Source organism: Bacillus sp. AK25, assembly GCF_048270685.1.
Lineage (GTDB): Bacteria > Bacillota > Bacilli > Bacillales > Bacillaceae > Bacillus > Bacillus altitudinis.
Genome location: NZ_JBLUWC010000001.1, coordinates 1680227 through 1705580, shown reverse-complemented (window position 1 = coordinate 1705580; position 25354 = coordinate 1680227). Strand labels below are relative to the sequence as shown.

Sequence of the window (25354 nt, the reverse complement as noted above, 5' to 3'; positions counted from 1 at the left end):
CTTATTGCTTGTATTATACAAAAATGTGAAAGAAAGAATTGTCTATATATGAAGCAAGAAGAAACTAGTTTTGTCAAAAAAACAAGAAAAAAGAAAAAAGTTTGCAGAGCATAGTGAAAAGCTCTGCAAACCGACTGCAAAAAAGCATGATGCTTGGAGACTGATTATTTATTCAGCTTTGCTTTTACGCGGCTCACCACGTTGCTGACAGTGAAACCGTATTTTTCAATAATGGTTTCGCCTGGTGCAGAAGCGCCAAATTTATCAATCGCAATCACATCGCCATCAAGGCCAGTGTAACGTTCCCAGCCAAGTGAAGCACCCATTTCGATTGCAACACGTGCTCTCACTGCTTTAGGAAGAACGGACTCTTTGTATTCGTCTGACTGCTCATCAAAGCGATCCCATGCAGGTAAGCTCACGACAGAAACGCGAATGCCTTCTTTTTCAAGTGCTTTTTGCGCTTCAATGGCTAAACCTACTTCAGATCCTGAAGCAAGTAGAAGAGCTTCTGGCTGTGCATCAGCTGCTTCAACGACGACATATCCACCTTTTTCTACGCCTTCATACGCCTTCTCTGGTGATTGATCAATCGTTGGAAGGTTTTGACGAGTAAGAACAAGCGCTGTCGGTTTATTCGTTGAAGATACAGCAATTTTCCATGCTGCAGCTGTTTCGTTTCCATCAGCTGGACGAATAACAGAAAGGTTAGGCATCGCACGTAATGAAGCGAGCTGTTCAACTGGCTCATGCGTTGGTCCATCTTCCCCAACCGCAATACTGTCATGCGTAAATACATAAGTGACAGGAAGTCCCATTAATGCAGCAAGACGAATGGCAGGTCTTAAGTAGTCTGAGAAAACAAAGAATGTTCCGCCGAATACACGAAGTCCGCCGTGAAGTGCCATACCGTTTAATGCTGCACCCATTGCGAATTCTCTCACACCAAACCAAATGTTTCTGCCAGCGTAATTCTCTCTGCCAAAGTCAGTTGTATCTTTAATGGTTGTTTTATTTGATCCAGCAAGGTCAGCAGACCCGCCAATAAAGAATGGTACTTGTTTTGCAATGCCATTTAATACTTCTCCAGAAGAAGCACGAGAGGCAAGGCTTGAACCTGCTTCATAAACAGGAACCTCTTGATCCCAATTCTCAGGAAGTTTCCCTTCAATCGCAAGCTTCAGCTGAGCTGCTAGTTCTGGATATTCTTTTTCATATTGCTCAAACAGTTCATTCCACGCTGCTTCTTTTTTCTGTCCAGCGTCTTTAACAGCTGTTTTGAAATGATCGTACACTTCAGAAGGTACATGGAAATCTTCTTCAAACGTCCAAGAATAAGCTTCCTTCGTTAGCTTCGCTTCCTCACTGCCAAGCGGTGCACCGTGCACCCCAGACGTTCCCGCACGGTTTGGAGATCCGAAACCGATTGTCGTCTTCACTTCAATAAGTGTAGGTTTGTCTGTACTTTGTTTGGCTTTTTCAATGGCAGCCGTCACTTCGTCAATGTTATTGCCGTCTTTTACATAAAGAACTTCCCAATTCATCGCTTCAAAACGATTCTTCACATTTTCAGAGAAAGAACGATCGAGGTCGCCATCTAAAGAAATGTCGTTTGAATCATAAAGAACAATTAAACGGCCTAAGCCTAAATGACCAGCAAGTGAAGCAGCTTCAGAGGAAATGCCCTCCATTAAGTCTCCATCTCCGCAAATGCTGTATGTATAGTGATCCACAACATTAAAGTTGTCTTTGTTATACGTTTCTGCAAGATGTCTTTCTGCAAGTGCCATTCCTACAGCCATCGCAATCCCTTGTCCTAAAGGACCTGTTGTCGCATCTACGCCCTCAGTATGTCCAAACTCAGGATGTCCAGGTGTTTTGCTTCCCCATTGGCGGAATTGTTTTAAATCTTCGATGCTCAGATTGTATCCGCTTAAATGAAGCATGCTATATAAAAGCATAGAGCCATGTCCCGCAGATAACACAAAACGGTCTCTGTTAAACCAATTTGGATTTTGCGGACTTACGTTTAAGTGATTCGTCCATAAAGCGTACGCCATTGGTGCAGCGCCCATCGGCATTCCAGGGTGACCGGAATTCGCTTTTTCAATTGCGTCTATGGAGAGAGTACGTATTGTTGCAATAGATTTCAATTCAATCGTTTCCATATAAATCCCCTTCCGTATCTTGTGTACACCATTATCATAAATCTACTGTCCTTTTTTCACAACTATTTCACGCCGAAAAAGAAGGATTTTGTCACATTTAGTTTATCGATCACCTAAAAACTTATACAAATATGAAAAAAGATGAGAATATTCCTCCCATCTTTTCAAAAATCAAGAAATGATGACCTTTAATGAAGATTCTGGTCTCTTTCTCTTTTTAATTTTTCTGGTGTGACATCGTTTCCTTCTGGATCGACGATTTTCACGGTTTTAAGTGTATTTTTCATAGAAGAACGAAAAGCCTTTAAATATTCCTCTCTTAATTGCTTTTGTTCTGTTTTCTCAGCGTCCGACAAACCGGCCTCTTTCGACTTTTTTGAAAGCTCATTGATTCTTGCAAGCTGTTCTTTAGAAATCATGACAAACTCCTTTAAAACATTTTCTCTACATACTACTAAATATCAGTCATTTTTACAACAAATCACGCTTTAAGTCGCAAGCCCTTTTTCATATTCTTGGTACCTTCTATGGACGGTTGCTTTTGAAATGTCAAAACCAAGTGACTGCAATGTCACTGCAATTTCAGCGAATGTCATGTTATTTTTTCTTAATCGAACAATTTCAGAAATCGGTACTTCAATACGTTCGCGGCCAGGCGCCTGTTCTTGGTGTTTTAAATTCAGTTCGGGTTGATACCCTCGCTCAACAGCTTTTTTCATCCCACGCTTAATTTTCAAATTATGAATTTTCCGCTGATACTCTTCTACAACGCCTACAATTTCAATGACCATTTCGTCTGCTTCTGAAAGCTCAAGCTCTCCTCTATGAAATACGCTGTACACCTTGACTTTCTCTTTAAACAGACAATGAAGAAGAGCGATTTTCGCCTGCCCTCTTCCAAGGCGTGTCTCATCTTGAATGAGAACAGCATCGATTTCTTCCTCTTTCAGCGTAGCCAGCATGTCAAAAACACCGTCACGATCAAGATCGTATCCACTCGCTTTTTCTTTAATCACTTTGACTACATTCATCTTGTGCGCTGCAGCTAAAGCAAGCAGTTCTTCTTCTTGTCTTTTAAGCGAGGTTTCTTGCTCTTCTTTGGCAGTACTTACTCTCGCATAAATGATTGCATTCATGTCTTCAATCGACCTTTCTACTGTACTGTTGCAAGTTGATATACGACTGGATGCTCTTTTTTAACTGGAATGACAAGGATGTCTCCAGGCTGGATGTCAGTTGAAGCGAGATCATTGTGTTCAGTTACCCAGTCAATAAAAGCATTTTTATCGATCGATTTACTGTCGTTTACTTGATCAGCTAATCCCCAAAGAGTATCACCTGATTGAACCTCTATTTTAACATATTGATTTGGATCATTATGGCTAGTGACTGCAATAAGTGAGAGAAATATGCCAACGATGAATGAGAATAGCCCAATAAAAATAATAGATTCCTTTAACCTCATAATGTCATCTCTCCTAATAGAATGTGTGTTCGTTCTTTCTGACACTCATTATAAATACGAACAAACGTTTCTGTCAAACGTTTTTTTCGAACCTATGTTTGTACTGTTAGGAAAAACATGCTATAATTTCTTTAAAATTGACGTTTTGAGGTGCAAAAGATGACGAAGCTATCAAAAAGACAACTCGATATCCTGAAATTCATAAAAGAAGAAGTAAAAAGCAAGGGTTATCCCCCATCCGTTCGTGAAATTGGCGAAGCTGTCGGTCTAGCATCAAGTTCAACTGTCCATGGACATTTAGCTAGACTAGAAACGAAAGGTTTAATTAGAAGAGACCCAACGAAACCTAGAGCGATCGAAGTACTAGATGAAGAGGAAATGAATATTCCAAAGAGCGCTGTAATGAATGTTCCAGTCATCGGAAAAGTCACAGCAGGCTTGCCTATCACGGCTGTTGAGATTGTAGAAGAATATTTCCCACTTCCAGAAACTTTTGCAGCGCCAGATGAACAAGTATTTATGCTTGAAATTATGGGAGAAAGTATGATCGATGCAGGTATTTTGGACAAAGACTACGTCATTGTGCGTCAACAAAGCACTGCCAACAATGGAGATATTGTGGTGGCTATGACAGAAGAAGATGAAGCAACAGTGAAACGTTTTTATAAGGAAGATACACACTTTAGATTACAGCCCGAGAATCCATCAATGGAACCGATTATTTTACAGAATGTGAGTATACTAGGTAAAGTGATTGGCGTATTTAGAAATATTCATTAAAAAAAGCCGGTATTTCATCAACGTTTGATGAGAGCCGGCTTTTTCTTTTATGAACAAGAATATGCAAGAATACTAGAGCTTGGGAACGAGCCAAATGTAAAGTTCGGCCATATGAAACCCGTTGTACGGCCAAAAGGCTGCGAGGAAAGAACATACATGAGAAATACTTGACCGTTTCTAAGGAACACAATGGTCCACCTTCTATTACATCCAGCTGCAAATTGAACCGTTTGCTGGCTTCCGCCTACACTCTGCCCTGCAATGAGCGGCTGCATACTTTGAGGCTGAGAGACTGCTTGTTGATATTGCGAGATGATATGCTGCGGCGGGGCTGGCGGGACCGATTGTCCTCCTGCACCTTGCCCTTGCCCAGTCCCTCCGAATGGCAATCCGGGAAATCCTCCAACTTGAGAAATAGGAAACGCCGGCATGCTTTGTACCTGCCGATCGTACAAGTACCCATTCCACGTACCTTCATATGGATTATACATACTAAACACCACTTTCTTAGACATTCATCACGACAGTATATGTCATACATAAAAAAAGAGTGTTGAGGAGACAAATAGAAATCTTTCCAAAAGACGTTTTATTCTTCTTTAGAACGGTTAAATACTAATGAGGAAGAAAAAAATAAAAAAATGAAAACTTTTTGTCTCCCTCAAACGTTATATAGATAGAAAGAAAAGAAATAAAAAACATTTAGATTTAATACTTGTAATATCTCTGTAACTATTGTAACATTTGTAACATAAGAAGTTTTCATTGAGAAAAGGAGGCAATTGCCTTGAAAAAATTATTTGTTTTATTAACCGCTATTATGCTTATGATCTCATTACAAACAACAACACTGGCCGCTTCCAAAAAATCAGCCGCTTTGACAAATAAAGAAGCGTTACATATTGCCCTTGATGCAAGAGAACACTTTTGGAGTGCGATGTCAGGCTACAACATTAAAGAGCATTCAGATTACAAATTAAAATCATTTACTTATAAAGATATGACTTACAACTACCTGTCTAAAACATTTGATACAAAGAAAAAACTAAACAGCTATCTATCTCAAGTTTTCACAAAAGATGCCATTACTCACGGTTTAAAAGACTATCAGTTCATCGTTCATAAAGGAAAAATGGCTGTGCCAGTTGGTGACGGAGATAATATGCTTAATTGGGATAAGGCAACACCTAAACTCGTCTCTAAGAAAAGTACAATCCGCACATACGAATTCACAGTACCAACACTTGATGGACGTAAAGTAAAACGTACTGTCACTTTCGAGAAAGTACAAAACGATTGGAAAGTAACAAAAATTGATGCTGTAATTTAAATAAAAACCAGGCCTAGCAAACGGCCTGGTTTTTATATGGATGAAAATTCAGTCATACGATCTAAAGCGTGAGCAAGTGATGAAGCCGTTTGAAATTCATTAAAAGGCAGTCCTAGCTGTACAGCCGTTTGAGCAATTTCTGGTCTAATGCCTGAAATGGTCGTATCAACCCCAATTAACCGAAGTGACGTGACAAGATCAAAGATTTGATGTGCTACCATCGTATCAATGATGACGACACCTGATAAATCAATACATAAATGTTGAACACCTTTTTGCGAACACTGTTTTAATGTATTTTCTAAAATAGTCTTTGCTCGCGCAGTGTCAATATCTCCAACTAAAGGCAATAAGGCAACATGACTTTTTAACACAATGACTGGGGAACTCAGCTCATAAATCATGTCTCTTTGTGCAACGAGTTTTTTGGTGGTATTTTTCACATATTGCTGAATAAAGACATGAATTGAAATGTTAAATGCCTCAGATATCAAATCATACCAATAAAATATTCGGTCAATGTCAATATCACCTTGATGCTGTTTTATAAACTCTTTTAAGTAATGAAGAACCACTCTTTGATTGGACATATACTCTCTCACGACGTAATCTAATGGCGTGTTCAAGTGCTTCGGATCACTTGCTAAGTCTTCAGACCATTTTTTAAATTTCGTATGTAAATACGTCTTGTCTTCAATAAGTGCGCGGATAAAATGCTGATAATAATCTTGATTTTGCCGTTTTAGCTCTGCTATGATGCTGGAATCTGTTGAACGATAAATGGATTCTGGATCATCATCCTCAATTGATTCATACCATGTTTCAGTCAGTTTCTCTGCATGTTGCATGAAAAAATCGTATAATGCACGGTTCTTTTCCATAAGCATATGTCCCTTCACATTTTCTACTTGTCAGTCTTTGTACCTGATGGATTGATTGTACCACTGAATCTTTTGTACCTGCTAGCTCGAATACGCTCCTGTTGAACAAAAAAAGCCCCCCTCAAGGAGCCTCTTGTCTATGTTTATTTGACAATAAATAAAATTCGTTTCCCGTCAGGATACCCGCTGATTTGATGCCCGACCCATGAACCAGCGCCTCTATTATCTGATGGACTGACATATTGAACGCTCGCCCCCTTTCCTCCTTCAAGACACACTGCCATCGGCCATTCATCCCGGTCAAAACCAGGTTTTGTGGGAATTCCTTTTAATGATTCTTGCCTGCGGGCATCTGCCCCATTTCGGTCAATGGTACACACATCTGAGTGCCCTTTTCGAATAGCTTCTTGAATATGACTGCCTGTTTCAGGATACCGTTCCTTAGGAAATTGAATCACATGATCATAACGATCTGCCCCTTTTGCGGAACGATCCTCTCCAAAACCACCTAATAACGCACCCATCCAAATGACAAAACAAAGAACGACAGCAGCGATCCAGCCTTTTCTCATCTTCAAAAGCTCGTGACCTCCTCATACTTTTGATGAAATGATGTTGACTTGAAGGAAATGAGTCATTTTTAATGTATGAGTGGCTGCGTGATGACATGTGAAAAACATGAGCTGAATCTGCCTAGCAAAAGATTCATAAGAAAAAGCGAATGATTTCTTCATCATTCGCCTTGTTCTACTTAAGATATTTCATCTACTCTATATAATATTTCATTTTGCGAAGACATCTCGGACGGCATCCCTTCTTCAGCTGATGAGGATTGTTTATATTCTTCTGATGAGATGACTGTACCATGTGATTTAATCCAGCTCACCAATTTGCTGTTAGCTGATGACTGATTGTCTGGTAATAAAAAGTATTTCACCTTTCCTTGTTGAATAAGTGCTTTTAATTTATTGACAGTCAAAATAGGATCTGTCCCATTAAAACCGCCTAAGGCCATGACATTCTCATCTTCATCAATAATATATGGCGCTGCGGTAACAGTCGTAAGCGTTGCAAATAAATACGTTTCTCCTGTTTGATGCGCCTTTAAATAAGTGAGTAAGCCTTGATCGACACTAGATGTAAACATGTTCCCTCCTCGTGAACTAGCCAGCTGTACACCTGCCTCTGGAAGAACAGCATTTCCACCATAGATGATTGGGGTGGCGGACCAAAAACCTGGAATCAGTAACAGCGTTGTCAAAGCGGTGATGAGCAGTCGTTTCATGATCAATTGTTTTTCTCTGTACATCAGCAATAGGATAGCGATAATCATCCCTGCAATCGCAATGGCATACATCCAAATACTACTGATTTGAGTCGTATAGTTACTCAAAATATACCCTTGGAAGATGGCTGTAACAGCGATTGCTGCTGGAAGCAAATACGCAGATACTCCTTTGTTGGCCTTAAATAAATCTCCCATCTTCTTAGCTCCTATGCCGCATAGTGCTGCAATAGGCGGGGCAAGCATAATGAGATAGTAATGGTGAAAGAAACCCGCAATACTAAAGAATCCGGCAGCAGGAATCAGCCATGCTGTCCAAAACATCGTTTGTTTCCATTCATTTAATTGAGCTTTTCTCTCCTTCCACCAGCTGATGATCATCCCTAAAAGTCCAAACAAAGCAAACGGCAGCATCCAGCTGATTTGACCTGACAATGCAGATTGAAATAAACGAAATATACCGGGATTCCCAGTGCCATACATATTCATGCTTTGTTGACCTACAGCACTTCCAGGCGGAGAACCACCACCTGGACCATGTTGAGGTGGCATCATTTGATTTTGGGATGGCGGCGGCTGATTTCTGTTTGACTGATCCTCTGACGAATCGCCTAATCCAGAATTGTCTGGCATCACCATACCTGCTTGCTGGTTCATGTCACCAAAGGATTTCCCTGTCGTCTGACCAAGCAGCCGTTCCGTGCCGTTATACCCAAAGGCAAGTTCTAACACTGAATTTGTTTGACTGCTTCCCACATAAGGGCGCTCACTTTCAGCTGTCATATCTACAGCAACTGCCCATGATAGAGATAAGCAGGCTAATACAACGATCGAGCATAAGAGAGAGAAAATTTTCTTTTTTAACGGTACGCGAGCAGCAATAAAATAGTAGAAAATAAATGCTGGAACGACCATAAACGCTTGCAGCATCTTCATATTAAATCCTACCGCTACCAAAGCGAAGGCAATAAGAAGCCAGCGCATCTTTCCGCTTTTTACAGCACGCATTAAGAAATACGTACCCGCAAGTAATGTGAAGACGAGCATACTGTCTATATTGTTCGTTCTACTCACAGCTGCGGCAATTGGTGTGAGAGCCATAACGGCCGCTGACACCCTTGCAGCACCTTGACCGAAAGCCGGTTTTATCATGAGATAAAGAAGAAGAACAGATCCCACTCCAGCAAGTGCCTGCGGCAATATCACACTCCATGTATGAAAGCCAAAAATAAGTGCACTGATGGTTTGAATCCATAAAACGACGGGTGGTTTATCAATTGATACGAATCCAGCTGCATCAAATGAGGCATAAAAAAAGTGATGGAAGCTTTTGGACATACTTTTGACTGCAGCTAAATAATATTGATTGGCACTGTCATTCTGCCAAATTTGATAAGTGTAGAGAAAAGCTGCAATCAATAAAATCAACAACAATATCATATCTATTTTTTTATTTTTCACTCATATCTCTTCTTTCTTTTTCATTTATTTCATTCAGCATAGCTTTTAAATATGAAATAGTGATGAACAAAAAAAGAAACTTTTCTGCAATTGACGATAAAAAAAGCCTGTCCCCTGTAAAGGAAACAAGCTGAATGCCCTATTTTTTATTGCGCCTTCGCATAGTTGATAAATTCAACAAAAGCAGCAGTCGCTTTTGGTCCGCCGTTGATCGTTCCGTTTGAATAACCCGCATTATGGACCCCGACGATTTGTTGGTTCTGATCTAGCATCGCAGAGCCAGAGTTTCCGCTAAATGTATCGATCGTATAGTATGCGAGATTCGCATCTTCTCTCGTGACTGGACCTGACATTTCCCATTGTGACACTTTGCCAGTCGACCTCATTTTATCACCTGGATATCCAGAAATTTTAATCGTTGTACCTGTTAGATTTGTCACTTGACGAATAGAGCGATAGCCGACCGTATTTCCAATGTTCGTATCTGTTTTAATGACGGCAAAATCATATTGACTCGCCCCCGTGTTGATATATCCGCTTGGTACATAGAATTCGGTCATGTTTGCTGAGCCGTTCACGGCCGTGCTGTCATTCATGCCTGGGTAGACAGACCCTTTTGCACTATAGCTTCTTGTGGCTGTATTGTAGACGCAGTGTCCGTTTGTCAATATTTTGTTTGGAGCAATAAGTGTTCCGGTGCAGCTAGATCCGCCAAATGTAATATAAGCAATAGAATTATAGGGGGCGACTCTTGTATTCGTCACTTTTGTTCTACCATCGTCTCCAATGACTACTTTTGTTTGAAAGTCTTTTAAATATTTTGTGAGTGGTTTTACTTTTTCGCCAATAGTAGAAGAGAGATCATCCACTTTGTCAAAGGATGAGGGGGTTTTCATATCGTTGTGGAAGTCAGCTGAAGAAATCACCTTTCCGTCAGAAGTCACCATGTCATAATCAGACGTAAGTACTGAATCAGATGCTGCATGGGCAAAACTAGGCACACTTAAAGCACCAAAAACGAGTAGAGAAGGGATTAATTTTTTCACCTTTTTCATCATATTCCTCCTTTATGTCCTATATCAAAAATGATACGATTGTTTCATATTGGAGTAAATGAGAGAATATTCTTATTTTTTACAAAATATTTCATTTGTAAATTAGGTGTTTCGTATCTTCCAAATATTTATTCTAGGGATCTCTCTATGAAAAAAGAAAAACCGCCAATTTGGCGGTTTCAGATTGTTGACAAAGGGCTAAAATGAACTTTATTTTAGCCCTTTGTCTTCTTTTCAGCGTGATCAGCTCCATACATCTTTTACATATCTGTTGTCATTGGCTAGAGATGTCAGCCATTGTTCAGCTGTTTCTTTCGCACACTGTTTCTCAATCTGATACAGTTCAATAAGTGTTGCCTCGACATCTGGTGCCATGACCTTTCCATCCCCGCAAATATACAGGTAGGCGCCTTTGTCGAGCAATTCAATGAGCTTGGCTCCATCATTTTTAATGAAGTGCTGGACATACACTTTTTGCTCCTCGTAGCGAGAGTAAGCACGGTGGATGGTGACGACTCCTTTTTCTTCTGCAAGCTGCATTTCGTCATAATACAGATCATCTTCGTGCGGGTGGCGGCAACCAAAATAAAGATGGGCTTCACCTAACGACTTCCCTTCATTTTGCCATGCTTCCCTTGCCTGAATAAACCCTCTAAACGGGGCGATACCTGTTCCTGGTCCAATCATGATCATTGGTATTTCAGGAGAAGGCGGCAATTCGAATCCTGCTTGAGCTTCATGAAGGAAGCATGCCACTTCATCTCCTTCTTGCAGTCCGCATAAATAGTTTGATGCGACCCCTGCGTATTCACCGCGTCCGCTCCATGATTTTCCTTTCACAACAGCTACTGTGATACTAAGCCTCTTTTCATCTACCTTTGGCGAACTGGAGATCGAGTAATAACGAGGCTTCAATCCTGGTAAAAGGGCTAAAAAATGATCAAATGGCAGTTCACATGCTTCGTATTGTTCTAGTAAATCAAGCATGGTCACACGCTTCTTTAATACAGCTTCTTGATAAATTTCTCCCGCCATTTGTTCAAGTTCAATACGATGAGGTGGGCATACCGTATATTTTGCAAGATCTCTTAGCTGAGTACGTGTCACAGGCTCTTGCAACTCTACATGTGACGCCAACAATTCTCCGACTTGAATTGGCTGATTTAATGGTAAATGACTTGCCTCTTTTTCCGAAGAGAGTATCATGTGCTGCTTGGGATCCAGCTTAAAACGATCGGACACTCGCTGAACGAGTGTTGCACTATTTTTTGGCACGATTCCGATATGATCTCCTTCTTTATAGTGCTTGCCTTCAGGTAATTGAAGTTCGATATGCCTTGTTTGGCGGGTACTTTTTTCAGATTGTAATTCTTGATTTTTCAATACAACAGCTGAAAAGGCACCGTATGTTTTAGCTACAGGACGTTCCACTAGCTCATTCGTATATGCAATGGATAGGTTTGGCTTTTCTTGGCGTTTCTCCTGCAAGGTTAAATTGAATTCTTTTGCAAGCTCATCGAAGACTGTCTTCTGGAATGTTTCTTTATCTTCATCCATATCACCGCCCGCATCGCCTTCACCAATATCCGTTACACGCTTCGCCCCTTTTCTTTCAAGTGCTTCATCAATCAGACGAGGAATACGCTGATACGTGCTCGCCCAATTTCGATCCCCACACCCAAAGACTGCAAATGTCACATTTGATAGATCCTGCTCCTCATCCTGCGTCACCCAATCCACAAACTGTTTCGCATGATCAGGCGGATGACCGTTGTATGAAGCCGTTACAATTAAAACTGAGCCTGACTCTGGTAACTTTCGAGTATAATCATCAAGCGGTGCCGTTGTCACGTCAAACCCTTTTGCTTTTCCGTCTTCAGCAAATTCGTTTGCCATCTGCTTTGCTGTGCCAAGATTTGATCCGTACAAGACCAATAGCGGTGTTCCATGACTCGCTATTTTTGCTTCAGCAGATGCCGTGCTTTTTTTTGGTTCTTCTTTCGGAGGCGCCATAAAGAATTGCTGCTTTCTTGGCCGCACTTTGATTTTAAAATCATTCGGCTTAATGGTCAGGGATTCTTTTAAATCCAGTTCATACGACGTATGGTCAATCAGTTCAAGGTTGTGCAGAACCATCGCCAGAACCATCGTGGCTTCATGAAGGGCAAATTGCATCCCAATACATGCACGCTGGCCATTTCCGAACGGTTTATAGGCATGCTGTGGAATCTTTTCAGGATGCATAAAACGTTCAGGCTTGAATTCTTCTGCATCCTCCCCCCAAACCGCTTGATCCCGATGTATTTTAGGAAGCAGCACACTGACACTTTGGTTTTTTTTGATCGGATATTTCCCTCCAATGACTGTATCCTCTTTCGCATAAAGAGAGAACGTAGGCGCCGTCGGCCAGAGGCGAAGTGCTTCATTTAAGACCATACGCGTATAACTTAGTTTTTGAACCTGCTTAAATGTCGGCAGGCCGCCTTGTAGCACGTCGTCTGCTTCTTGTGCGGCTTTTTTTAATTTGTCTGGATTCTTTAGTAAAAAATAAATCGCAAATGATAACAATCCGCTTGTTGTTTCATGACCCGCTATTAAGAAGGTAATGATTTGATAACGGATATTTTCATCTGACAGGCGTTCACCTGTTTCAGGATCCTTTGCATGTAGCATGAGAGACAGTAAATCATTGCCCGTTTTATCTTGTTTTTTCCGTTCTTGAATAATGTCATCTACTAATTGCTTCATAAAATCAACATCTTGTTCAAATTCTTTTCTTCTTTTGATCATTAATTTATCTGCGACCGGCAATCTACTTGCTTGATCCATCGCTTCATTTAAGCCATTCAGCATGCTTTCAATAAATGGATGTTGATTTTCTTTGTAAAAGCTGTTAAATCGAAAATCAAAACCGCATAGCCCGATCGTATCTAAAGTGAGCTTTGTCATATCCTCTGCTACTTCAATTTCGTCATCACGGCCCGTTCTTTGCCATTTTTGTACAAGCTGTGTGGCAATATCGAGCATCATCTCATGATAGCCTTTCATGGCCTGCTGGCTAAACGCCGGCATCAAGATGTGATGAGCCTTTCTCCAATTCGGCTCTTCTGTCCAACTTGTGAATAACCCATCCCCTGAAAATGTTCTCACTTTATTGAGACTGCTTCCAATGAATTTATCAAAACGCCTCTCATCAAATACTTCTTTGGCAAGTTCATGGCTGGAAACAAAAATACTTGTTGCTTTTGAAAATTCAAACTGAAAGATCGGCCCTAATTCATCTGCCAGCCGCCAAAAGGTTTGAGAAAGCTCTCCTTTTTTGATATGAGGAATATTTTTTAAAGGTCCGTATGTTTTTGGTTTTGGAATGATTGATATTTGTTGCATGTGCCCACTCCCTTTATTTCTTTATGATGCAACGCTAATGGCACGCCATAAGCATTGCTCAATATCTTCTAAAAATTCAATCGTTGGTTCAATTTCCTCTGCTAGAATCTGTTTATGAAGCTGAACGAACGCTCCAAATACAATGGATAAAATCGTTCTCCCTGAAAGATTTGGATGAATTCCATCCTTTTTGCCTTCTTCAAAAATATGAAATAGCTCATTTAATAGCTGCTGCATCTTCTCTTTACTTGTCTCATCTAAATAGTGTGAGCGTTTGTCAATTTCTAAGAAGTACAGACCACTTGGATTCTCTTTTGTAAAGAGCACTAAGCAATAAAAGACATGTTTGAAATAGGCCCTGATACTTGCTTTAGGGTCTGGACTGTTTGTATTCACCTTGTCGATAAATGCAGTCAGACTTCGCTGGTATAAAATGTTCACAAGAGCCTCTTTACTATTAAAATAACGATAAATGGTTCCTGCTCCAACATTGGCTCTTTTCGAAATCATCGGCATCGTTGTACCGTCAAAACCCCGTTCAATAAATAAGTCCAGAGAAGCCTTCATAATCTGCTCCTGTTTATCAGTAGTTGCTGCGGGCATTTCATCCTCTCCTTTCGTTCATTATGAATGAATGTTCATTCCGTATGATGTATATTATATTAATATTTTAATTTCATCTATTTATACTTAAACATACTTATTTTTCTCCGTCATTACATTTTCTGAAAATAATAATAATTGAGAAATGATACCTAGATAGATGACATCCAAACGACTTATAAATATTGGTAGTTCTGTGACGCGCGGGTGTCGTCTGAACTATATGTTCATTCTTGGTCAATTGGAGAATGGATGTGATCGTCATATGTATCAATATATAAACTGCCATTACTTGAACGAACCGCATAAACAATGTCTTTTAAAGACAGCTGCCTTTTTTGAATTTCTTCATAGATCCACTGCTCCGTTAATTGGTTTTCATGGAGGTTTTTCAAAATGAGCTTTCCGTCCATAATGACTTCAATGGGCATGTAATGCTCTGCCTGCATCCACAGGTTAAGATCTTTTCGCGTAACATAATTAAATGAAGGGTATTTTTTCACTGACATATGCCCATCTGTTTCAATCATTGCAAATTCAACTTCACTAATGTCAAACACATTCTTTTCTCTGAGTTGTTGATTTAAATAATCAAGTGTATACCTCATTCCTTTCATATTCTCTTCAAGGATTTTGCCATTTTGAATCACAAGCGTTGGTTTACCGGCCATAAAACCTCTCACCTTCCGGCTTCTTAAAGCAAGTAAAGAAATCACATAAATAATGATCACAAGTGTCACAAAAGAAATGGTTGTGGAATGAAGCGGAAGCGTAGTATTAAACGCCAGGTTCGCCGCAATTGAACCTAGACTGATCGCTGCAATGAAATCAAAAATATTCATTTGCGCAATGGTTTGCTTTCCAAGAAGACGAGCACCGCCGAATAAAATAGCAAAAGCAAATATGGTTCGAAGAATGACTTCAATATGATCTGGCATTTCAGCTTCCACCTTTCGATTTCATGAAAAAAAGCCTTTTCTCTAGAAAAGACTCTTTGTTAGACTATGCATTTATTCCGTCATTATTCAAATGGCCCGCTTCCGTTTGCTCAAATTGTGAACGCAGCTCAATGATTGAGCTGTTTCTCACGTTTACTGGATCTTGCTCGAGTAGCCATGTATAAAATCTTGCTTGCTCTGCTGTTTGCAAAGCCTGCATATATTTTTGGGTGGAGCGCTTATCTGCAACACGCTGTTTAATGGATCGCATTTGCTTCCAAAATTGATAATAAGGAAGCTTTAACTTGGTCATAAAGCCGCTGTTATCCTCAATGACATAACCTTCTTCTTTGATTGTGTCATCATGTGATACAGATTGATACCATTTATAGAAAGAGGTCCAATCATGAAACACTGCCACTTGCTGTTTGCACCGCATGCCAAGCTGTTCACTGAGCCTTTTCACTTCAGCAAATGGTTCTTTTTCATAGCTCAGCTGACGCTTCACGATATCAAGTAAAATGAGTTGATCATGATCATATGTGATAATATGCGGGTCTTTCTCTGGCAAAATGACTTCAAATACAAGGGATACATGGTTGTCGCGTACGTATGATTTGATGTAATCGACCTGCACATCGTCAAAGGTCGCATAAAATAGCTCTTCGACCCAAGCAGCATGCTGATTTTGCTTCACATGTGACGTATACGATTTGGACGTAAACACCAGCTCATCTTTTATGTCGTTAAACCCAACCGTGCCTAAGTATCCATTTGCTTTATCATAGACCGTCACAGGAAATTGAAGATGATTCACTAAATGCTGCATTCTTGTTTCAGGACGTTCATCAATATTAAAGAACTTATTATAACTTCTAGACACAATCTGCTTTGAAGTCATATTGATAAACAACCCTCTTGCTTTGACATTTATTTCATCCCATTGTCTTTCACTAAATGCTTTTTTGGTGAAATTAAAAGATGAAATATCGTGTGGCAGCTTTAATTCCTGTACATATTCATGCTGATCTAAATGGGCTAAAAAATCATCCAGCGTCACATTGGGCTGAACAAAGACCGGTTGTTTGTTTTCAGAAGCTCTGTAGACAGGATTGTCAATTTCATGTGTCTCAATCCCGCCTGCTGTGATTTTTAACACCCGCAGCTGTCCACCAAATTCAACCTGACCTTCGAGATTATAAGATCTTTCCGCCGCTTGGATAGGCAGTCTATATAAATTGCGATGACCGTGAATTTGAATGATATCTAATCCAGAAGTATTTTGCACAAATAAGTGGTCAATGTCATCTGAATATTCACCTACTCCGTGAATAAGCTGCTGCGCTGAGACATGCAGAAGCTCTTCTGGCAAATGGGCAAGCCCACCATGGGTGACAAGAAATGTCTGACCATGATACGTAAAATAGGTGAGCTGATGAAATGTTCTGACAAACTTCCTTAATTCTTTTAGGTCAAAACCTGCTTCCGCAATTTCAGGCGCAGTATGACGGTTAAACATATTACTTCTCACTTTTTCTTCATGTGCATATTTGTAAAGATGCTGATCATGATTTCCTTCAATGACGATCACATTGCGGCATTCTCTATGTGCCAGCATCCATTCTAAAACTTCCTTGTTTTCTATTCCTCTATCAAGCAAATCACCTGCAAAGATATAAAGCTCGTTTTCTTTCAAGTCTCCTTGCAAATAAGTATTTAGAGCTGTGTAACAGCCGTGAATATCACCGAAGACGTGAATGGCCTCATACTGATCAAAAGACCTAGGCTGATAAGTCATAATGACTGGATATTCCTCAGGCGTCAAAACGGTTACCCATGAAGGCACCTTTTCTGTCTTTAACCGTTCATTCATTTGATATAACACAGATTCCTTCACTACTTTGTGCGGCTCTCGACCGCGATTTTGCAGCAGGGCTGTTTCAAGAGGTACTTGCGTAAAATCGACGACATACACTCTGTAGCGATATGAAGTAGCTAATGACTTATACTGCGAAATGGACTTACTTGTGACATGTGTTGCATCAATGACAGTAAAGTCTCCGCGTTCCATTCGGGCTGTGAGGAGTTCAAATAATAAAGACCAGACTTTATGATCATGTTTGCTTGAAATTTCCGGTTTCCCATTGACTGATAACTGCGGAGGCTGGGTTAACAGACGGATCTGATCCGCTGATAATGTATATGGTTCTAAGCCTTGTTCTTTGATCCAAGTTGATTTACCTGCACCTGGGAGACCTCGTAAAAGGACTAAAGTTCTCATAATGGTTCTCCTTTAATGAGTGATATTTTACCTATTATAGATAAATTATGGATAAATCTCAATCTTTTATTGATTATGGTAATATATAGATATAAGGAGGGTTACACATGCCTAAAGAAGCGAATACTGCATTCAACATTGGGGATATCGTATTTCAAGTATTTTCTCTTCTATTCATTGCATTGATCGTGACCATCGTTGTCATCGCGATTCGAATGATAAGAAGAAAACAAGTGGAATTGAAGAAAGTCGAGGCTAGATTAAACAAAGTAATTGAAAAAAATCATTTAAAAGAGTAAAAAAATCCGGGAGTTAACCGGATTTTTTTGTTTTCATCACGATCCCTTGTCGCTGCTGCATCAAAAAGAAAAAGACACCTAAAAGGACAAGAAGACCACCGAACATTTGCAGCAGCGTGACTTTCTCTCCAAGCAGTAAAACAGCGAGTATCGTTGCCCCAACAGGTTCGCCTAGAATACTCATTGAAATAGTTGTCGCATTCACATAGGTTAACAGCCAGTTGTTAATGACATGGGACATGGTAGGGATAATGGCGAGCAGTAAGAAAATCCCCCATTCTTTACCCGAATAGCCTATAAAAGGCGTTTGCTGTATAAGGTTAAATAAAATTAAAAAAAGGCCGGCAAAACCAAATACACAAAAACTATAAATCCAATGAGATATCTTTCTCACAGCTTGTTGACCGATTAATAAATAACAAACAACAGCGATTACACTGAAAAAGGATAAAATGTCTCCTATAATGGCGACTTGGCTATGTCCAATATCCCCCCATCCAATCATGAGCGCACCAACAATCGCCGCACACATTGTGAAAATGGCTGACTTCGTTGTTCGTTCACGAAAAATGAGAAAACCGCCTAATAATGACACCATCGGCTGAAGTGCAATGATGATTGTAGAGCTCGCCACTGTGGTGAGCTTCAATGAGCCGAACCACAAAACAAAATGGAGCCCTAAAAAGAAACCTGACATACATAAGAAAAACCAGTCTCTCCGCTTTAACGAGACAAACTCTTTTTGACGCGGCAGAATAAACGGAAGCATCAAAACCGCCGCAAATATCATTCGATACATACTTAAAATAGCAGCAGGCGCACTTGACCACTTCACAATAATGGCCGAAAACGAAATCGCAATGATGGAGATCACAAGCGGCACCGCAATCGACTTCTTTGGAGCATTTGTCTTCATTTCCATTAGCAGCTTCCTTTACATCAGCAGTAGATGAGCTTCTCATCTTGTATGACGTCATCTTACTATGACTATTCGCCTAGAGGCAAGATGAATTTTAAGAATGTTTACATAAAAAAAAGCTTTCTTCACGAAAGCCCTCATTCATCATCTATTAATACATACACAGCCCGCACCGGCCCATGAACACCAACGACTAAATTCATTTCAATATCGGCAGAATTACTTGGACCTGATATAAAATGAATGGCGCCTTTCGTCTGCTCTCCTTCTTCTACTAGGCGATGAAGAGCTGAAACAGCATGAATCATCCGCGGGACAATTGTGCTTTTTTCAATACATACGATATACATCATCGGTAAAAAATGAAGTGCTCTCCCTTGACCTTGATGGGAGGAAAGAACAACGGTTCCGGATTCTGCAAGTGTGTAATCGCTGAATACCACTGCATATTTCGCTTGTTCTGCCCGCCTTATATTTTCTTCTCTTGATGTATCTGCATTCCAGCTAGTGACTGAGATTCCTTCTTTCCGCAAGGCTTGAAACATAGGATGACATTCATATTGTGCAAAACGTCTATCGCTCGAAGTCATCACAGGACCTTCTCCATACTCTTTCATCAATAATCGTAACGTTGAGGGTGCTTCTTTTGGCGTTGTTTCTACCACTTTCGTATGAATTTGCTGACATTGCACCTTCAATTGCTCTACCAATTCTTCTTTCGACAGACCTTCATTTGTTTCCCAATTGACTCGATGCTTCCAAACCGGACGCCGAATAGATGCAGGCTTGGAGGAGCTTTTGCCTAATTGTTGCTGGATATGTGCTAAAAATGGATCTCGATGAGAAATGGTTCCTTTCATTGCCGCTCCTCCTTTTGTTTCTTTTTAAACCAATCCCGAAACCTTTCTTTGCTTGGCGCTGGGAGGTCACGAATTTCTGTCCAATTCTTTAAAGGACCCGCACCTTTTGAAATCTGTCCGTTTGAAGCCATACGTTTCAAGAGCACAGGGGCTGCTTTTGTTCCAAATCGATACATTCTAGGAGTGGATGCGCCCATTCCGAACATTTTCATTGCCATCATTTCCGCTTTAGGCGCTCTCCCCTCTTTTTCAACGATGACTTGTCGATGTTTGATTAATAATTCGTGAAGTGGAATTTTCACTGGACAAGCATCTGTACAGGCTGCGCATAAACTTGAGGCGAAAGGAAGCTCTTGGTAGTCGTCATATCCTCCAAGTAGCGGCGAAAGAACAGCACCAATCGGACCCGGATAAATTGATCCGTACGAATGACCGCCAACATGCCGATAAACGGGGCACACATTGATACAGGCTGCACACCGAATACATTGCAAAACTGGCTGAAATTCCGTCCCTAATATATTTGACCGTCCGTTATCCACAATGACCAAATGAAACTCTTCTGGTCCATCGACCTCTCCTTCTCCTTTTGGTCCCACGACAGAGATATAGCTTGTTAACTTTTGACCGACTGCGCTTCTGCACAATAGACCGACAAGGACATCGAGCTCCTCCATCGTTGGTACAAGCCGCTCCATCCCCATGACTGCGATATGTGTCTTTGGAATGGACGTGACAAGATCCGCATTCCCTTCATTCGTCACAAGACAAATCGATCCTGTGTCAGCCACAGCAAAGTTACAGCCCGTCACACCAATATCTGCTTCAAGAAATTTTTCTCGTAACAAATCTCTTACAAATTTGGTCATTTCTTCAGGAGTCTCTGACATATCATATCCAAGCTTTTCGTGAAAAACTTCCCGTATTTGTTCTTTCGTCATATGAAGGGCTGGTGCCACGATATGTGAAGGTGGTTCATGGTCATCAACTTGAAGAATATATTCTCCAAGATCGCTTTCAACTACCTCGCAGCCAATCTCTTCTAGCGCTTCATTCATTTCAATTTCTTCTGTGACCATTGATTTTGATTTCACGATCTTTTTTGCTGCTTTTTTTTGTGCGACATCTTGAATGTACGCCGATGCCTCTTCCTTTGTTTTTGCAAAAAACACATGACCTCCACGTCTGCTCACGCTCTCACTTAATTGATATAAGTAGTCATCAAGGTGGGCAAGTGTATGCTGCCTAATGTCCTCTCCAAGTTCACGCCACTTTTCCCAGTTTCCAAGCTCTTCACTTGCAGTCATCCGTCTTTTATACAGACGCTCTTGTGCAGAGGAAACAGCTCCTCTCATCACAGCGTCTTCTAATCCTTCGCCGATCCGCTCTTTAAAAGCCTTCTCTCCAATTTTCATACTCATCTGCCGTTCCCCCTCTTAGCTTCAGCGGCTATTCAACACTTCTGCGATATGCATCACTTTAACTGGCTTATGAAGACGATTCAGCCTTCCTCCGATATTGAGCAGACAGCCACAGTCAGCACCAATGATATATTCAGCGCCTGTCTCCTCTATGCTTTGTACTTTTTCATCGACCATCTGCTCAGAAATGGGTGTCATTTTGATTGAAAAAGTTCCTCCAAATCCGCAGCAATTTTCAGCGCGAGGCAATGGTTCCATCACTAAATCTTTGACTTTTGACAACAGTGTGAAAGGGGCTTCCTTAATTCTAAGCAGTCTCGTCATATGGCAGGAGGTATGATAGGTGGCTTTTCCTTTCAAACTCGCACCTACATCTGTTACATGTAATATATCAACAATAAATTCCGTTAATTCATATGTTTTCGCAGCAAGTGCCTGAGCACGGGCGAACCACGCTCGGTCTTCTTTAAAAAGGTGCGGATATTCTAAAAACATGGCCTTACAAGAACCTGATGGTGTGACGACATATTCAGCTGATTCAAAGGCTTTCATCATATTTTTGGCCGCTTTGATTGTTTCTTTTGTATAGCCGCTGTTAAAGGCGGGCTGCCCGCAGCACACTTGTGCTTCAGGGAATTCCACTTCAACACCAAGCCGCTCTAATACCTCAACAGTCGCCTTTCCTACATGTGGCTGCATCGTGTCAATGATACAGGTGACAAATAAACTGACTCTCATCGGCGAACTTCCTTTCTTTTACTGCACCTTGATTTATGTCTGGTCATCTGATGACTAAATAATGGCCCTTCATTTCATTTTAATCCCAAATTTCTGAAATTTCAACGAACGGATTTGTCTAAAATTTGGACATCATGCTTGTGTGATACATGAAAAACGCCCTTTTTACAGGGCGTTTGAGAACATTCATGTTTTTATTTCTTCATACTACCGAAGGAAGTGTCGTCTTTCACACAAACCGCCTTCACTTCATGATTTTCTTTATGTGATGAATTCGTTTTTCAAAAGAAGGATGACTTTCACGCCATTCAGATTTTCTTTCGTCATCTCCATCTTCTTCAATCAAATGACTTAATTTTATCAAAGTATTGAGATATAGAGTTTGATTCTCAAGATGGTGAACAGCAAAGCGATCCGCCTGAATCTCAAATAACCGACTCATTTTCTTTGGCAACCACTCCGTCATAAATATTATGATTAATACCCCTACTGGGAACAACAAAATATATTGCCACCAACCATTGGCAAGCATCACCTGTCTGGCATAATACATACTGATTCCCATAAGTAAAGTGACAATCACAGTGAGGTAAATGGTGAAATGCGCATGTTTTAATTTTACATGTCCCATTTCGTGGAATAAGATCGCACGAATTTCCTCTGTATCAAACTTATCTAATAACCCTTCCGTCACATATAGATTGACTTTTCTTCTAAATGGAAGTTGAAATGAATATATCCAGGCATTCACATCATGTTGTGAGTCTTTTTTTACCCATATATTTACCTTTTGGTTCGTTTGATGCTCAATATCTTTGCAAATATTTATGAATTCGTCCGTCCGTAAGACTTCATACTTATTTATCATTTTTTGAATGAATGAGTAACCCATAATAAATAAGATGACTAGGGCGAAATACCAAGCACAAAATAGAATAAGATGATCCATAACCTTCGCTTGAAACGCCAAAGGCATGACTAAATAAGAGCCGAAATATATCATGGATAAAGTGATAGCACCAAATAAAACGGCTTGCTCCCTAACGTTCAGGAAGAATGAATTTCCTAAAGTGTCTTCATTTTCTCCTAATACATCAGAAGAATCTTTTGTCACATACTCAAATGAATAAGCTGTCAATAAGACTGACAGGAAACTAGGCACAAGTATAGAGAGAATCATACTCAACACATAAGATCCTGTAACTGATAGCACGTATCCCATTAAAAAATAATAATTTAATCCCAAGGGAAGAAAAATGGCTAGAACAAAGGGAATGAATAATGTGAATAGGTTTTTCATCGATTCATGAAGGTTAAAAAGGAAAAATAACAAAGCGGGCAAAAGAATTCCCATTAAAGTCATGAATGTAACAAATGTGGTGCTATACTTAAAGTTTGTGTTGATCTTAGTTGTTTCTGTTAGATTCGTTAGATTGTATGTAGAAAAGAAGGGATTTTGCGTTACCTGTTCCATCATGATCGTATCATCATGGATAGGTACAAAGCCTTTTCTTAGAAAAACCAATGCCTTATCATTCATTATTTTGTCTGTTTCAATCTTACTGATTCCATTCGCAGATGGGATCTGTGTGAGATTTATGTACTTTCCACTTAATTGAAAGGATGCTTCTGAAGAGCCATTGAAAGAACCGTCTTGATAGGTTAATAAAACGTCACCCTGATATAGCGAATGAGCGACGAATACTTTTGGATTGCTTTCTTTGTTCGAATCAAGTAAAACAAATGGTGAAACAACGGCTGAACGAAAACCGAGTTCAATCATAATGACGATGATTGTGATTATACTGGCAGTGAGATAAGAGAGGAAGGCTTTGCGTAACATGTCATCACATCCTGCTGTTTAATAGGATTAAAACAAAATGAATATCTTGAATAATGTATTTCATAATAAAGTAAGCGTCATTCATTTGCTGGAATCATCTCATAAAATTCTAACATCTACATACAAGAATATGTACGACAAAATGGACATTACACCTATATTTTCAAAAGAATGGCTCAATGAGGATAGAAAAAACGCCCTTTTACAGGGCGTTTTTACATGTTTAGTTTGACATCATTTCTCGTATTCTATCTTCAATAGGTGTTAAAGAGCGGCCTAATAGTTTTTCGAAATCATGGCTTTCGACTGCTAATGCCCCATCGCGAATTCCGCTTTGCATCGCTTTGACAAATGGAACAACTTCTTTCGGTACACCATTTGACGCTAAAAATTCTCCAAATGTATCTACATCCATGTGCTCTACTTTGATTTCTTTCCCGCTCACTTTGCTGACCATTTGTGCAAGTTCAGTGTGTGTGCGAAGCGGTCCTGACAATTCATAGATTTCCTGATCATGTGCCGGCAGTGTTAACGCATTTGCTGCTGCTTCTGCATAGTCATTTCTTGTGGCCCAGCCGACTTTACCTTCACCAATTGGGCTGATAAACGGCGCTCCGTTGACTGATGCCAGAATCGTATCTTTTTCATTTTCCACATACCAATTGTTTCTTAGAAAAACATGAGGTATGCCAGAGGCCAAAATTGCTTCTTCTGTTTTTGCATGGTCATGTGCTAGGTTAAGCTGACTTTCTCTTGCATTGACAACACTTGTATAAGCAATAAATGACACATTCGCTGCTTTCGCTGCTTGGATGGCATTGATATGCTGCTGCACGCGATCTCCATCCCCAGACGAAATGATCAAAAGGCGATCAATCCCTTGAAACGCTGTTTGAAGTGTATCCGGCTGTGTGAAGTCTCCCTTGCGCACATCCACCCCAGCTTCCTTTAGATGGACTGCTTTTTGCGGATCTCGAACACTGACCGCCAATTGTTCAGCTGGTACTTTTGCGAGCAAATGTTTGACGACGAGCGATCCAAGTTGTCCTGTTGCACCTGTCACTAATAATGTCATTGATTTGACCTCCTCATTTTTCGTTCAACGGTGATGTTTCATGTATGAAGCAGCTAGTTTCTTACATCAGATCATTCGTTATAATCAAAACGGTTACAACGGAGGGGTAAAAAAAGCTCTATGTATGAGCTTTTTCTACTCCGCCTCGATTAATAATTGCTTAATTGTCACTTGTTTAAGGTGATGCTCAAGTGCGGACTGTGCTTCTTTAAGTTCTTGCCGCAGTCTCGTATCCATGGCTTGACCAATTGGACATGCAATGACTGGTTGATGAAAGTTAAATAACTCTTCATCTTCGCTTACATCCACAGCCCGGTACACGTCTAGTAGAGTAATGTCCTCTGCCGGCCTTTTTAAGGAAGCACCGCCAACTCCTCGGCGAATCTCAATGAGATCTGCCTTTTTGAGCATAGCCATCATTTTTCTGATAATGACTGGATTTGAATTGACACTTTCTGCAATAAAATCCCCTGTGCACTCTTTTGAAACACCCGCAATAAAAGACAAGATATGAACAGCAATGGTATACCTGCTGCTAATTTGTTTCACATTCCTTCACCACCGT

General features: G+C 40.3%; 23 protein-coding genes. 3 read left to right on the top strand and 20 right to left on the bottom strand.

All coding sequences use genetic code 11. The annotated features are described in order from the left end of the window. Positions 1 to 164: 164 nt before the first annotated feature. The 4 genes from tkt to yneA form a co-directional block, all read right to left on the bottom strand. The gene (gene tkt / locus ACNO7B_RS08745; RefSeq protein WP_025207397.1) at positions 165 to 2168 is read right to left on the bottom strand and encodes a transketolase; all 2004 of its coding nucleotides are present in this window, start codon (positions 2166 to 2168) and stop codon (positions 165 to 167) included. Positions 2169 to 2356: 188 nt separating this feature from the next. Next, the gene (locus tag ACNO7B_RS08740; protein WP_008343816.1) at positions 2357 to 2587 is read right to left on the bottom strand and encodes a DUF896 domain-containing protein; all 231 of its coding nucleotides are present in this window, start codon (positions 2585 to 2587) and stop codon (positions 2357 to 2359) included. 69 nt (positions 2588 to 2656) lie between these two features. After that, positions 2657 to 3304 (bottom strand): recombinase family protein, encoded by a 648-nt coding sequence (locus tag ACNO7B_RS08735; protein ID WP_417901414.1) that lies wholly within the window; start codon positions 3302 to 3304, stop codon positions 2657 to 2659. A 17-nt stretch (positions 3305 to 3321) separates the two neighbouring features. Next, entirely contained in the window at positions 3322 to 3633 is a 312-nt protein-coding gene (gene yneA / locus ACNO7B_RS08730) for a cell division suppressor protein YneA (RefSeq protein WP_007499348.1), read from the bottom strand. A 159-nt stretch (positions 3634 to 3792) separates the two neighbouring features. On the opposite strand from yneA, the gene lexA reads away from it, so the two are divergent. Continuing rightward, on the top strand, positions 3793 to 4413 hold the full coding sequence (lexA, locus tag ACNO7B_RS08725) for a transcriptional repressor LexA (RefSeq protein WP_417901413.1): 621 nt from the start codon (positions 3793 to 3795) through the stop codon (positions 4411 to 4413). Between the two features lie 47 nt (positions 4414 to 4460). Here the strand turns inward: lexA and ACNO7B_RS08720 are convergent, their stop codons facing one another. Then, positions 4461 to 4904 (bottom strand): hypothetical protein, encoded by a 444-nt coding sequence (locus tag ACNO7B_RS08720; RefSeq protein WP_008343821.1) that lies wholly within the window; start codon positions 4902 to 4904, stop codon positions 4461 to 4463. Positions 4905 to 5200: 296 nt separating this feature from the next. Between ACNO7B_RS08720 and ACNO7B_RS08715 the strand changes: the two genes are divergently transcribed. Next, on the top strand, positions 5201 to 5743 hold the full coding sequence (locus ACNO7B_RS08715) for an IseA DL-endopeptidase inhibitor family protein (protein ID WP_007499353.1): 543 nt from the start codon (positions 5201 to 5203) through the stop codon (positions 5741 to 5743). Between the two features lie 32 nt (positions 5744 to 5775). On the opposite strand, the gene ACNO7B_RS08710 is transcribed toward ACNO7B_RS08715, so the two are convergent. The 8 genes from ACNO7B_RS08710 to ACNO7B_RS08675 all read right to left on the bottom strand — a co-directional run bounded on the left by ACNO7B_RS08710 (position 5776) and on the right by ACNO7B_RS08675 (position 17634). Beyond that, complete coding sequence (locus ACNO7B_RS08710; RefSeq protein ID WP_144740946.1) at positions 5776 to 6624, bottom strand: STAS domain-containing protein; 849 nt, start codon at positions 6622 to 6624, stop codon at positions 5776 to 5778. Between the two features lie 143 nt (positions 6625 to 6767). Continuing rightward, positions 6768 to 7148 carry a NucA/NucB deoxyribonuclease domain-containing protein gene (locus ACNO7B_RS08705; RefSeq protein WP_224559893.1) on the bottom strand — a complete coding sequence of 127 codons (381 nt, stop codon included), beginning with the start codon at positions 7146 to 7148 and terminating at the stop codon, positions 6768 to 6770. Positions 7149 to 7375: 227 nt separating this feature from the next. Beyond that, positions 7376 to 9370: a glycosyltransferase family 39 protein gene (locus ACNO7B_RS08700; protein ID WP_417901412.1), complete on the bottom strand. Its 1995-nt coding sequence runs from the start codon at positions 9368 to 9370 to the stop codon at positions 7376 to 7378. 146 nt (positions 9371 to 9516) lie between these two features. Beyond that, the gene (locus ACNO7B_RS08695) at positions 9517 to 10425 is read right to left on the bottom strand and encodes a trypsin-like serine peptidase (RefSeq protein WP_366968806.1); all 909 of its coding nucleotides are present in this window, start codon (positions 10423 to 10425) and stop codon (positions 9517 to 9519) included. A gap of 243 nt (positions 10426 to 10668) precedes the next feature. Next, a complete protein-coding gene (locus ACNO7B_RS08690; RefSeq protein WP_417901411.1) occupies positions 10669 to 13812 on the bottom strand; it encodes a bifunctional cytochrome P450/NADPH--P450 reductase in 3144 nt (1047 codons plus the stop codon). 21 nt (positions 13813 to 13833) lie between these two features. Next, a complete protein-coding gene (locus ACNO7B_RS08685) occupies positions 13834 to 14415 on the bottom strand; it encodes a TetR/AcrR family transcriptional regulator (protein WP_417901410.1) in 582 nt (193 codons plus the stop codon). A gap of 227 nt (positions 14416 to 14642) precedes the next feature. Continuing rightward, positions 14643 to 15353 carry a DUF421 domain-containing protein gene (locus tag ACNO7B_RS08680; protein ID WP_417901409.1) on the bottom strand — a complete coding sequence of 237 codons (711 nt, stop codon included), beginning with the start codon at positions 15351 to 15353 and terminating at the stop codon, positions 14643 to 14645. A gap of 64 nt (positions 15354 to 15417) precedes the next feature. Beyond that, positions 15418 to 17634, bottom strand: coding sequence for an RNA ligase (locus tag ACNO7B_RS08675; RefSeq protein ID WP_417901408.1), 2217 nt, complete (start codon positions 17632 to 17634; stop codon positions 15418 to 15420). Between the two features lie 107 nt (positions 17635 to 17741). Here ACNO7B_RS08675 and ACNO7B_RS08670 point away from each other — a divergent pair, with 107 nt between their 5' ends. Beyond that, positions 17742 to 17933 (top strand): hypothetical protein, encoded by a 192-nt coding sequence (locus tag ACNO7B_RS08670; protein WP_041507226.1) that lies wholly within the window; start codon positions 17742 to 17744, stop codon positions 17931 to 17933. Between the two features lie 13 nt (positions 17934 to 17946). On the opposite strand, the gene ACNO7B_RS08665 is transcribed toward ACNO7B_RS08670, so the two are convergent. From ACNO7B_RS08665 to ACNO7B_RS08635, 7 genes are all read right to left on the bottom strand, one after another. Then, on the bottom strand, positions 17947 to 18855 hold the full coding sequence (locus ACNO7B_RS08665; protein WP_417901407.1) for a DMT family transporter: 909 nt from the start codon (positions 18853 to 18855) through the stop codon (positions 17947 to 17949). Between the two features lie 134 nt (positions 18856 to 18989). Next, the gene (locus ACNO7B_RS08660; RefSeq protein ID WP_008343937.1) at positions 18990 to 19712 is read right to left on the bottom strand and encodes a LutC/YkgG family protein; all 723 of its coding nucleotides are present in this window, start codon (positions 19710 to 19712) and stop codon (positions 18990 to 18992) included. After that, complete coding sequence (locus ACNO7B_RS08655) at positions 19709 to 21133, bottom strand: LutB/LldF family L-lactate oxidation iron-sulfur protein (protein ID WP_417901406.1); 1425 nt, start codon at positions 21131 to 21133, stop codon at positions 19709 to 19711. Before ACNO7B_RS08655 ends, ACNO7B_RS08660 begins: the two co-directional genes overlap by 4 nt. 21 nt (positions 21134 to 21154) lie before the next feature. Further along, positions 21155 to 21871: a (Fe-S)-binding protein gene (locus ACNO7B_RS08650; protein ID WP_417901405.1), complete on the bottom strand. Its 717-nt coding sequence runs from the start codon at positions 21869 to 21871 to the stop codon at positions 21155 to 21157. Positions 21872 to 22115: 244 nt separating this feature from the next. After that, the gene (locus ACNO7B_RS08645) at positions 22116 to 23714 is read right to left on the bottom strand and encodes a M48 family metallopeptidase (RefSeq protein ID WP_417901404.1); all 1599 of its coding nucleotides are present in this window, start codon (positions 23712 to 23714) and stop codon (positions 22116 to 22118) included. Between the two features lie 223 nt (positions 23715 to 23937). Beyond that, on the bottom strand, positions 23938 to 24789 hold the full coding sequence (locus ACNO7B_RS08640; RefSeq protein ID WP_417901403.1) for an SDR family oxidoreductase: 852 nt from the start codon (positions 24787 to 24789) through the stop codon (positions 23938 to 23940). Between the two features lie 135 nt (positions 24790 to 24924). Further along, a complete protein-coding gene (locus ACNO7B_RS08635) occupies positions 24925 to 25338 on the bottom strand; it encodes an Rrf2 family transcriptional regulator (protein WP_035700902.1) in 414 nt (137 codons plus the stop codon). Between the last annotated feature and the right edge of the window lie 16 nt (positions 25339 to 25354).